7 protein-coding genes are annotated in these 12,431 nt (G+C 38.9%); 3 read left to right on the top strand and 4 right to left on the bottom strand.

Annotated features, from left to right (window positions below; genetic code table 11):
* Nucleotides 1-294 precede the first annotated feature (294 nt).
* Together RMY63_RS34820 and RMY63_RS34815 are read right to left on the bottom strand one after the other, a co-directional pair.
* Nucleotides 295-561, bottom strand: coding sequence for a hypothetical protein (locus RMY63_RS34820; protein ID WP_185587512.1), 267 nt, complete (start codon nt 559-561; stop codon nt 295-297).
* A 39-nt stretch (nt 562-600) separates the two neighbouring features.
* On the bottom strand, nt 601-954 hold the full coding sequence (locus tag RMY63_RS34815) for a helix-turn-helix domain-containing protein (RefSeq protein ID WP_185587510.1): 354 nt from the start codon (nt 952-954) through the stop codon (nt 601-603).
* A 187-nt stretch (nt 955-1,141) separates the two neighbouring features.
* Here RMY63_RS34815 and RMY63_RS34810 point away from each other — a divergent pair, with 187 nt between their 5' ends.
* Genes RMY63_RS34810 through RMY63_RS34800 form a run of 3 tightly spaced genes read left to right on the top strand, consistent with a single transcriptional unit; the run spans nt 1,142 to nt 4,175 of the window.
* Nucleotides 1,142-2,008, top strand: a complete 867-nt coding sequence (locus tag RMY63_RS34810) for a MarR family transcriptional regulator (protein ID WP_322733073.1) — start codon at nt 1,142-1,144, stop codon at nt 2,006-2,008.
* Between the two features lie 15 nt (nt 2,009-2,023).
* A complete protein-coding gene (gene dnaB, locus RMY63_RS34805) occupies nt 2,024-3,397 on the top strand; it encodes a replicative DNA helicase (RefSeq protein WP_322733072.1) in 1,374 nt (457 codons plus the stop codon).
* Complete coding sequence (locus tag RMY63_RS34800; RefSeq protein WP_322733071.1) at nt 3,372-4,175, top strand: hypothetical protein; 804 nt, start codon at nt 3,372-3,374, stop codon at nt 4,173-4,175. The genes dnaB and RMY63_RS34800 overlap by 26 nt, the downstream gene beginning before the upstream one ends.
* A gap of 164 nt (nt 4,176-4,339) precedes the next feature.
* On the opposite strand, the gene RMY63_RS34795 is transcribed toward RMY63_RS34800, so the two are convergent.
* Together RMY63_RS34795 and RMY63_RS34790 are read right to left on the bottom strand one after the other, a co-directional pair.
* On the bottom strand, nt 4,340-6,616 hold the full coding sequence (locus RMY63_RS34795) for a caspase family protein (protein WP_322733070.1): 2,277 nt from the start codon (nt 6,614-6,616) through the stop codon (nt 4,340-4,342).
* Between the two features lie 113 nt (nt 6,617-6,729).
* The gene (locus RMY63_RS34790; RefSeq protein ID WP_322733069.1) at nt 6,730-12,366 is read right to left on the bottom strand and encodes a tetratricopeptide repeat protein; all 5,637 of its coding nucleotides are present in this window, start codon (nt 12,364-12,366) and stop codon (nt 6,730-6,732) included.
* Between the last annotated feature and the right edge of the window lie 65 nt (nt 12,367-12,431).

Below are 12,431 nucleotides of genomic sequence, written 5' to 3'. Positions count from 1 at the left end.
CCTTGTCGCCCTTGTCTACCTGCCCGTGCTTTGTGCCAGTTGCGTAAGTCCTGATAGCTTTTGATTATCCCTCAAAACTAATCAATAACTACACTTGTGGAATAGTGCTACTGATCCGCAGTTGTTACAGTGCTATCGCTCTTGTGAAAGGTGCGATGCCTACGCTGGTAACTGGGCGCGTCCGTTGTGCGGGCTGTTCGGTGTCGCATTTTCCCTTTAAGAGTATCTCATCGCTACCATGCCAAAAAACGAACTAAAGGCATAAGCTTGTTAGCCCCACTTCTCCTCTAAAAATTAATCCGCTCCCTCTGTCTTATCTTCTGAGGAATTCTGGGAAGAAATTTTTTTGGCGATCGCATCCAATATTGTTGATATCTGATCGGGACTATTTAAATTAACTTGGTATACATTCGTAGCATGAACTTGATTACTCCCTATTACCACTTGTAACCCAGGTTCACCCAGCAGATGCTTGATTAACTTAGCTTTTCCCTCGGCATCCAAGTGATCGCAGTTTTCCATTAATTTTTCTAAAAAATCATCCTCACCCTTATTTACCACAATAAGCGCCTAAGTGTATATCAAAAATTTCTCAGGCTATCATACTGCTACTTGCAGGTCTGTAGTATCCGTATTTTTTCCAGATATGGCCCCTGGTTGTAATACCCAAGCGGCAATCGCTTGTAGTATTTCAGCTTTTTCTTTAGGTGTGGCAGATTCAATTAGTTGAATAGGCGTTAACTCAACTACTCCTATTCTCGCTAGTGCTGGAATTCTACAATTTTCTGGCAGGGCATGAAGGATTTTGAAGTAATTACCAGCTTTTAGGTCGTTTTTGCCATCAAGAAACTTACTAATAGTACTCTCGTGGACACCAGCCCTAACAGAAATTTCTCTTGCTGTTAAGCAACTTTCCTTAATTGCTGTAATTAATATTTCTTGATGTTTATCCATATTGCCACTACTTGCTTTTTTTCAAGTTATTGAATACTATCAAATCTGTCTAGAAAATACAATTTAGCAAAAATCACACTGGCTTAATGATGCTGGGGTGACAGTTTTGTGAAATTTTAGCGACTTTTACAACAAACTAGCTCTACTTGCATATGCGGGTAAGGGCGAAACTCATTTTATCCATATTATGACAGACACAAAGATTCAGGGGAAGTTCTACCCGCTCCAACATGAAGAATGGCTAAGAGCCTGCCGGGAACTAACCCCAGCACAGAGGGATGTACTCTACTACCTTCGCACTCTCGACCCATACAGCACCGGAATGGAAGTATCACCCTCAAGGATTGCCAAGGATTTATCTACCGCAGAAAAGCCAGTTCACCGCAGCACTGTAGGCCGTGCCCTCAAAGCGTTGGATGAAAAGGGATTTGTCGATATGGAGCTTCTTAAGGTTAAGGTTCACGTTCTCACCAAAGGCTTGCACTGTTGCGATGAGGCAACAAGTTGCGATGAGGCAACAAGTTGTGATGAGGCAACAAGTTGTGATGAGGCAACAAGTTGTGATGAGGCAACAAGTTGCGATGAGACAACTTTGTTGCCTGACCGCAACTTGCGCGATCGCTACGCAACTTGCGCGATCGCTACGCAACTTGCGCGATCGCTACGCAACTTGCACGAGCCAGAAGTATTACCAGATAAAGATTCCAGCACACCTAAGATTAATAAGACTTATTTAGAATTTATAGACTCTCTCTCAGAAACCGAGCGAGCGAATTTTTTAAATTTTTGTGAGGAAAAGACAAAGAACCTCAGCCAGCCAGTGAACGACATTGAGGCTTGGTTAGCTCACACCACTAAAGCCGGACAGAACCGTTGGGAAGTTTATTACAAAAAATTTGTGATCTACCAACAAGCCGAGTCCAAAAAATCTCAAAGTAGCCGTAGCAGTCAAATGAAAAAGTTTCAAGAGGAACTTGAGCAACAACGACAGCAAGCTATGTCCATGTACGGCAACACAAATGAATCAATGGAAGCTTTGCCCAATTCAATCTAAAGTTTCAAGTCGCTTATGACAGAACAACTAAGTTTCCAAGGTGATGGTAGCGATCGCCTGCCACCCCAAAACATTGAGGCGGAAGAGGCGATTTTAGGTGGTATCATGCTTGACCCAGAAGCAATAAGTAGAGTGAGCGATTCTTTGATTCCAGAAGCTTTTTACATCAGCGCTCACAAAGATATCTATCAAGCAGCGCTGCGCCTTCACAGCCAGGGTAAACCTACAGACTTGCTCTCTGTAACCAGTTGGCTGACTGACCATGATTTACTTACCCGCATTGGTGGGAGAAATAAATTAGCAACTCTGGTAGACCGCACGGTATCAGCTGTGAACATCGACGCTTTGGCAGGGTTAGTAATGGAAAAATACCTGCGGCGGCAGTTAATCAAAGCTGGCAATGAGATTGTCCATTTGGGTTATGAAACTGAAACTGAGTTACCCAAAATCCTTGATCAATCGCAACAGAAAGTATTCCAGCTTTCTAACCAAAGCTTTGGTTCAAACACCGAACACAACAGCACAATTAGTATTGCTGCTTACAAGGAATTAGATTCAGGAAGCCCTATCTACTCTACAGGACTTGATGAACTCGATAATTTAATGGTCGGATTTGAAGGCGGTACGCTCACCATAGTTGCGGGTAGACCGTCAATGGGAAAGTCCCAGATTTCGCTACAACTAGCTCTCAAGATGATATTGCTCCACGATTTACCTGTGGCTATCTTCTCGTTGGAGATGACAAAGAAACAATTAGAGTACAGGCTGTGGAGTTTAATTAGCGTCACCAATGCCTACAAACATTTAGGATTAACGCCACTAAGGAGCGATCGCATCCGCAGACATCGAGCCAAATTTCAACCTTTAGCAGATTGGGAATTCACACTTATTGCCAAAATCGTTGATATTGCCTCAGAACTGCCGCTTTATATGAATGATTCAAGGGGCATCACCGTTTCACAAATTGCGTCAGAATGCCGTCAAATTAAGGCCAAAGAAGGAAAACTGGGGTTAGTTGTAGTTGATTACCTGCAAATGATGGCAGAGGACTCTGGAGGCAACCGCAGCTATGAACTAGGAGATGTAGCCAGGGGACTTTACAAAATGGCAGGGGAACTTGATGTACCCGTGTTAGCACTGTCGCAAATCTCTAGGGGAGTTGAGGGCAGACAGAATAAGCGCCCAATGATGAGCGACCTTAGCCAATCGGGAATTTTAGAAATGGTGGCAGACAATATTATTCTCGCTTACCGGGATGAGTACTACAACCCAGACACTACAGACCAAGGAATATTAGAACTCATCATGGCTAAGGCACGACACGGCGAAACAGGCACAGCAACGGTATTTTTTGACAAGTCCTATGGAATTATCCAGAATTTGCGGTGATGGAATATCGGAGTCCTCCAACTCCTGTCAAAACTATCCGCCTCCTGTATCGGAATTTTTACTGGGGGGTATTGATAATAGCCCTAGTAAAAATTTTGAAGAAATAGAAATACCCCCCAGTAAAGACAACCCTAGTAAAAACTCTTCAGAAATAGAGATAACTCCAAGTATTGACAACCCTAGTAAAAAGCGCAGAAATTGGGGTGAGGGTAACGGCACTATTCATTGGCGCACCATTACTAGGGGTGGAAAGGACTACCCCCAAGCTTATTATCATTGGCAGGAAAAAGGGAGCAAGAAGACCAAGTACATTCCTAAGCATTTACTGGGGGTTATTCAAGAAGCAGAGTTCAAGAAGCGCCCAATTAGAGAAATTTTGATATTACTTGGTGTTGTGCCTAGCCCTAGTAAAAACACATTACTAGGGGATATCGAAAATAGCCCTAGTAACGATGTCGAGCAGTCAAAGATACCCCCCAGTAAAGATAACCCTTGTAACAATGTCGAACAGTCAGAAATATCCCCTAGTAAAAATAACCCTTGTAAAACTAGACGACACAAAGGATTAGGTAGTGGCTCCATTCAGTGGAAAACCATCACCCTTCACGGCAAAGATTATCCCCAAGCTTGGTATCACTATGAGTTTTGGAAGGATGGCGATCGCCTCCTTAAAAAGTGCAAGTATATTCCAAAACGACTATTAGAGAGAATAGAGAAGCTAGAAGCAGATAAAGCCCCAGTTAGAGAAATTTTGTTAGTATTGCGTGTAAAATTCTAGAAAAACCATTACCTCAGAAAAGCTGCGCAAATCATAAATACTAGGTAATACCAATTCTATGTGTATTTGCATAAAAGCCTGAACCCTCTATAGCGGTCTTTCGTTACATACTTGTAAATTTTCCCGCTGACTTACTTAACAAGTACTGAAGAAACTGTATTTTTTTAAGCAACAACTTCAAATGGAATCGACATCACTGCTAACTTGGTAGTATCACTTCCATGAGTGTTTGGAGGTATCTGCATATTTTCATTGCTATTTGTCCCGCGTGTACTTCTGTCTAAATCATCTAACAAACTATTAGTTAAATCTAAAAATTCGTCTCCGGTAATATCTGGGATAGGACTACGTTGATCGCCTATTCCTCTAGTATTTGCTAATGTTTTGATGACATCTAGAAAACCACGTAATGGTTCAGTACTGGCAATGATCAGGGCTTCTGCAAAACCTAGTGGTTCTGAAATATCAAAGGTGGTAGGTTTTTCCCCTGGTTCAGGTGGTCGGGGAATTGACAGTTTTTGTCTTGGTTGCACTAATATCGCACCTTCTGACCTATCGTAAGGGAAAAGAACGTCCATTTTACCTGTACTATCTATGCCTAAAATACTAACGTGGAGGGGCACGGATTCATTATTTTGAATTTGGAAAGCTATACTGATGCCTACGGACAATTTTGCTACACCTGAATCGGAAAAGTTGATTGGTTGCCTGGGTTTGGGAGAATCTGCAACTCCAGTATTTTGTTTAAAACTACGAGTTGTGAAAGTTTCAGCGAGTAGTTTTTGACTACCAGCAACAACTATTGAGGTAGTTATACTTATTTGTGATGTATTTGTGTTTCCAAGTATATCTTTAACAATTCTGGCCGCTAAAAATGATTTTAGCTTTGGTCGTAAACGTTCCACGGCACTAGTGACTGGTTCATCTGCATTGCCAAAGGAACTGAAAATGATTCCATCCAATGTTGGCGAAAATACTCCGAAACTACCGACAATAGGCAAGTTTGGTATGCGTTTTTGTCGTAGTTCTTGGTATTTAGCTTGAGTCATACGACCAAAGATATAATGTACTTCGTTTTGTCCTAAGGACAATACTTCTATACGGTTAATAGCCTGTAGTGCTTGTTTAGCTTGTTTGATGGTGTTGCTATCCAAAGAAGTGTCATCTAGTCCAATTTTTAAAGTTAAATCTTTGGGGATGGTGCGGATACGTTCTTGTAAAAGCGTCCCTTTTCCTAGTTGGGTACGTGCAGTGCTAACTAATTTACCTTTAGCTGTCAATCCTTTACGGGATGAAATTTGCACTTGTCCCCGTCCCTCGCCATTTGCATCTACTACTGTAAAAACTGCTTTTTCATTAAATCCTTCTAAGCTTTGTGAAGGTATACCTCCCAACCATAAATTGACTTCATCACCATTAATATCAGTTACAACAGCCTCTGCTGGAACTGCTTTGAGTGTGGAATGATAGATTGATGCATTTGAATTTCCTGGCAAATTTTGCTCTATTTCTGGTACTTGATTCTGACCATTTTGTTGATCCCAGATGATTTCTTGAGTGCTTTCACGAACATTGACAAAAGTTTTACTAAAAGATTCATCCCCTATTTGTTGCCAAAGATATTGAGTTAATGCGTAAGTAAAAGCTCCAGCACTAAAGTCACTAATTCTAGCTTCTTTTGCTTCTTGGTTACGTTTAGCAGCAGTAATTACAATACCTTTGGCGACATTTTTTTTACGTTTGTTTATAAACTCTTGTGCTGAAAGTTTGGTTTTTGCCAGCAATTTACGCTGTTCTTCATACTCTGCGGGACTAGCCAAAAAGTTGCTTCCGCCATCGCCGCGGGAACGCACTACTAAATTACCTCGTTTGGTTGCACCAGAGTAGCAACAATCTAGGACGACGGTGACATTTTCAGTTTTTAACGCATACATGAGTAAAAATAGGGTATGCCCCATAATGTCCTGAACTACACCACCATTAGGAGGTAAGGAACTATCAACGGGAACAAGTGTACCGTTGAGTCCATCCGGTGTATCACGGTCTTTATCTTGTACTAATGAACCATGCCCAGAATAGTGGAATACTACCACATCGCCGGGTTTAGCTTGGTCAATTAAATGTTGTTCAAATGCCTCTAAGATGCTTTGGCGTGTTGCTTGTGTATTAGTCAAAGTTAAGATATCTGTGTTTTTAAAACCAAAGCGGTGAGTTAATAATTCGCGTTGCAACAAAACATCATTTTCGCAACCTCCTAATGTTGAAATACCATTTTTATATTCATCAATCCCTACCAGTAATGCTAATTTGCGGGGTGTATTTTGCGCTAGAACTTTGGCATATTGTTGGGATTGGCGCATGATGTCCAATTGGCTTATACCGACTGTAGCTAAGGCAGAACTAGCGAATTGCAGAAATTGACGACGTTTGATATGTATCATAAAATTTTGGGCTTTGAATTAAATGTGAATGATGTTAGGCTTTGTACTCTGATACTTAAGTTGCATCAAAGTAGTATATTTCTAGCTTTTGGAAGGATATGCCAAAATTGGGGCTAAAATTTGACAGGAGTCCAATCTCCGGAAGGTATGAAAGCAGCCCAGAAGAATGGATGTTGATACTGCTGGGACTTCAACATTTCTAATTGCGCCTGTCGCAAGGTTTCGGAACGTCCCTCGTTTTTGATTAATCTTCCGTAATATTTCACCATTAGTTCTTTTGTACCTAAATCGTTAACATCCCAAAGACTAATTAACTGACTTTGGGTACCAGCCATCACAAAAGCACGACGCAAACCATATACCCCTTCGCCGTTGGTTGCTTTACCTACTCCTGTTTGACAAGCTGAAAGTACGACTAATTTAGTACCCGATAAATTTAAAGAAGATGCTTCTAAGGCTGTCAGTACACCATCTTCACTACCACTGCGAAGTTGATTAGCTCCAGCTAAAGCAATACCGGAACGCAGTAGGGGATTTTCAATGTTCTTGCTCACTCGATGGCTAGAACCAGGTTTGACTATAATTCCACGATTTTCTACAGCTAAATCAAAAGTATCGGGAACTTCTATTTTTTCATCGGTGCGAAAGAAACCGTGGGTAGCGATATGGAGAATACTAGGCGATCGCATTTGTTTCAGGGCGTTTTCTGTGGCTTGACTTCCTGTTAAAATGTTTACATTTATACCTCTTTCTTTCAGCAGAGGTAAAATAGCATCTGCTTCTTGCTTTGTTCCCTGTAAGGGACTAAATGTGAGTCTGTTGATTTCTGAGGAGCGTTTTAAATCTTCTTTGTTACCTACGGGTATAGGTGCGTTATTTGCCGCGTTATTAAAATCGATATTCGCCATCATCACAGGTGGTTGAACACTAGATGGCTGATTAGATAATCGCAGTAAGTCACGCCCTGTTGTTAAATAATTAATAGTATAATTTTCTACCAAATAGCGGTTATTTTCATCTACCAGCGCAGCGAAGGGAATCAGATTCAACTGACTGTCGGGAGAAAGTAGCAGTTTTCGCTTGTCACCCAATAGTTTGCGGATGGGTTGCATGAGTTTGCTATCCAGACGACGCGCAACTGGTTTAACATCACGGGATTTGCTTTGCAGAACTGTACCAAATTCGGCTATTTCTTGATCGATAATTTCTGCTTCTCCTAAATCTACCCATTGGGTTGAGCCTTGGGATGTCAGAATGTAGGCAGCATAGCGAGGTTTGCCATAGCGATCGCTTCGTTTTGCTCCTTTGATGTTGGTTAAGGGTTTATATTGAACAAATTCTACTAAAGCTGTATTCGCAGGTATCAATTTTTGTACTGCTTCAATAGTTACAGGTTGGATTGTGATGCGAAAATCCGCGCTGCGTTTGGAGATTTCTGCTTCTAAATTTTCGGCTTTAGTCATAATTTGGGCAATTTCTTGGCGATATTGCGTATTCGTAAAATTACTATTTCTGTTGTATAAAAGTCTTGCAAGCTGGGAGTTGGTTTGGGAAAGTTCGTCAAATAATTTTTGGTTTTCTGTGGTGAGGTTTTGTCGCAACCAGTTTCGACTATCGCTGAGAACATCAAGTATGCGTCCTTTGCGACGGAGGATTGTAGTTAGAGCTAGGTTTGCTGCTTGGGGGTTATTGGGTGCTGACTGGAGGTGAGAAGAAATTGCAGTATCACCTGACTCTACTAGTAATGCCATATAATTTTGTTTTTGGCGTTCCGAACCAATGCCAAGGATAATATTGAGATTGCGATCGCCTATTTCTAAACCACGCTTTCTCAACTCAATTGCACGAGATGTATCACCTTGGGCATTGTAGTACAAAGCTTGCATTCCCAAGTTATTCGCAAAATCAGGGTGTTCAGAACCAACAATACTTTCTGTGATGTCAAGAGATTTTTGCGTGAGTTCCACTGCTTTTTGAGTGTTACCCAAAAGAAAGTATGTCCAAGCTTGGTTGCTCAGGTTAATTGCTACTTGGGTATGTTTAGTACCATAGGCTTTCTCGTAAATTGCTAAAGAACGTTGTAAGAGTTTAAGAGATTCCTGATGCTTACCCTGCACATTATATAAACTTGATAGATTATTCAGACTGAGAGCAACATCGGGATGATTAGAGCCAAATATTTTTTCTCTAATCTCTAAGGCACGTTTGATAAATGGTTCAATTTGAATATTTTCTGTTGCTTCACCAAATATTTCTTGGTTGTAGTATAGCACCGCCAAGTTATCAAGATTCATAGCGACTTTAGGATGAAATTTGCCAAATATTTTTTCATTAATAACTAAAGCACGATCATATAAAATTTCAGCTTCTCGATTATTTCCTAAATTTTCATAAATTGCAGCTATATTATTTAAATTTTGACTTATATCTGGATGCTCATTGCTAAATGTTTTCTGATTTATTGTTAAAGACTTTTGAGCATAATCAAGAGCTTTTGGATAATTACCTTGTTCTTTATATACTCCAGAAAGATTATTATAACTTTGAGCAACTAAGTAATGTTCAGAACCAAATACTTGACTGCGAATTTCTAAAGCACGCTGATATTTATCTATAGCTTCTGGATAATTACCTAAATCTTGATAAACATTAGCAATATTATTTAAATTCTGAGCAATAAAATAATGTTGGGAACCGAATTTGTTCTCATAAATTTTCAAAGCTGACTGGAATAATTTTAATGATTCTGTGTAATTTCCTTGCTCTTTATAGAGAACAGCAATATTATTCCAACTACCAGCAACTTCTGGATGTTCTGCACCAAATGTTTGACGGCGAATTTCTAAAGAATCTTGAAACAGTTTTAATGCTTCTGCATAATTACCTTGTTCTTGATAGACAGATGCTAAATTATTAAGGATTCTAGCAACACTTGGATGTTGGGAACCAAATACTTTCTCAGTTATTACTTGGGCACGTTTATAGTAATCGATAGCTTGAGGAAAGTTAGCCAACTCTTTATAGATACCTGCTAAATTATTCAAACTTTCAGCAATAGATGGGTGTTCTGAGCCAAATATTGTTTGACGAATTGCGAAAGCACGTTGATAATTTTTCAGCGCTTCTGAGTAGTTACCTTGCTCTTGATATAAAATCGCCAAATTATTGAGAGTAAGAGCTACTTGAGGATGATCGGGTACTAATACCTTCTCGTTAATTGCTAGAGCTTGCTGATAGTGTTTAATTGCATCTGAGTACCTTCCTTGTATTTGGTAAGAAAAAGCCAAATTATTCAGGCTAAGAGCGACATCTGGGTGTTCAAAACCCAATATCTTTTCTTTAATTTTTAAAGCACGTTCAAATAGAGATAATGATTCTGCATAATTACCTTTTTCTTGGTATAAATTAGCCAAATTGCCAAGATAGGTAGCATATTCAGGATGTTCAGTACCAAAAGATTTTGCAAATATTTTCTCAGCACGTTGGTAAAGTTGTAGCGCTTCTTGATATTTTCCCTGCTTTTTATAAACCAAAGCTAAACCATTGATAATTGTAGCAACTTGAGGATGTTCGGTTCCAAATTGATTTTCACTTATTGTTTGCGCTTTTTTATATAATTGAATTGCTTCTTGATACTTTCCCTGGTTTTGATATAAACCAGCCAATTTTTGCAGAGATGATGCAAAAATTTCAGCGCTATAGCTGAGATATGCTGCTTCCTCTAAAAGTTTAGCATCTACTGCTTTTGCATATCGTTTCTCAGCTATTGTTAAAGAACGCTTATATAGTTCTTCTGCTTTCTGATAATTTCCTAACTCTTCATAAGAATTAGCAAGATTACTCAAGGCTTTAGTTATTTGAGAACTTTCATCACCCCAAGTTTTTTTCGTTATTTGTAGAGATTTTTCATACAAAATAATTGCTTTCTTGTTGTTCCCTAAATAACTATAGACAATAGCGATATTATTTAGAACACTAGAATATTTATCTGCCTGAGAATCAAGATTATTTTCATAAATTTTTCGAGCGCGTTGATAATACTTTAATGCTTCTTGATATTTAGCTAAATCCGTATAAACATGACCAACAAAATTAAGGCTCAGTGCCACATCTGGATGTTCTGAACCAAGATTTTTTTCTCTGATTGCTAAAAGGCGTTCATAATAGGATAATGCTTGATTGTATTTACCTCGATCGCGGTAAAAATTTGCTAAATTAAAGACATTATCTGCAATTTTTATACTATCCTGACCATGTAACTCAGAATTTATTGCTAAAGCACGTTGAAAAAATGACTCAGCCTGAGCGTAGTTTTTTTGTAATTCATTTATTTGCCCAAGACTGAGAAGCATTGAAGCTTCGCGTTCTTTTTGATTGGGTATTTTTTCATAAAGTGCTAAAGCTTCCTGACAACTATCTATTGCTTGTTTATGTTGTGTCATCAAGGAATAAGTATCACAAAGAGCGCCAAGATTACCAGCTATATCTTTAGGTTCTTTTAATTGTCGAGCAATAGCTAAAGCTTGCTGATAATATTCTAATGCTTTGGGATAATCTTCTAATTGAGTTCTGTAAATACCTCCTATTAAAGATAAAATTGTTTCTTGTGAAGCAGGTTTTTTAAGCTCTTGATAGATTACTAATGCTTTCTCAAAGAAGTCTAAGGCGAGTTTTGATTTCTGCTGTTCATAATAACTTAAACCAGTGACAACTAAAATTTCGGCTTCAGCTTCACGTTTTTTCAGTTTTTGATTAATGGGTAAAGCCTGCTGAAAATAATCTATTGCTTGGAGATATTGTTTTAACTTGTGATGAGATAATCCCATTTGATTGAGAATAAAAGCTTCTTCAGAAAGATTTCCGCCTTTTTTGATGATTATTAATGCACTTTGATAAAATTGAAGGGCTTTATCATCTTTATTCAAACCTTGATAAACTAAGCCATTGAGCATCAAAGCTATTGCTTCTGCACGAGGATTTTTGACTTGGCGACTAAGTTGGAAAGCTTGATTGAGTAATTCTAAACCTGCTTCGGTTTTACCTAAAGCTCTATTTACTAAACCTAATAAAGCAATAGTTTCAGGTTCATAAAAACTATCTTTAATCTGCTGTCGAACTTTTAAAGATTTTTGCAGTGGTTCTACTGCTTCTTTCAATTTACCCTGACTAATATAAACTATACCAATATTAGTTAGTGTCTCGCCTTCTCCTTTTTCGTCATTGACTTCTCGGCGTATAGTCAAAGCTTTTTGAAATGTTTCTAGTGCTTTTGAATATTCTTTTAATCCGCCATAAGTTTCACTCAGATTATCGAATACATTACCTTCACCTTGGCGATTATTCAGCTTTTGATAAATAGCTAAAGCTGGAGTTAATGCTTTCTGCGCTTCTGAATATTCGCCTAATGAGTTATAAACTTCGCCCAAATAATTTAATGCTTCTGCTTCACCTAAAGAATCTTGTTGTTTTTGTCGCAGTGCTAAAACTTGTTGAAAAGTTTTCTCTGCATCTCTGAGTTTATATTCGCGTAGCTGGATGATTCCTGCTTGCAATAATTTATCTGTAGATGTTGCTTGAGGAGTAGAGGGAATTGAGTTTTGAGTAATAATTTCTTGTTTTGAGGAAAAAGCTGCTTTGGTTATTCCACTGAATAAAACTGTCAGAATAATATATGTTCCTAACCGTAGAATTAACAAGTTAAATTTAGCGTTGCTTTTCACTGATTTTTTAGGAGATGATATAGTTTGCATTAATTTGTTTGTCTCTTTTATGCGGGTTGGTGATATGTATTTCTAGCTTTGGGGAGGATATGCCA

The sequence above is a fragment of the Nostoc sp. ChiQUE01b genome (assembly GCF_034531255.1).
In the GTDB taxonomy this organism is placed as follows: Bacteria; Cyanobacteriota; Cyanobacteriia; order Cyanobacteriales; family Nostocaceae; genus Nostoc.
Note: the sequence above shows the minus strand (reverse complement) of the source record. Positions and strands in the feature narration are given on the sequence as shown.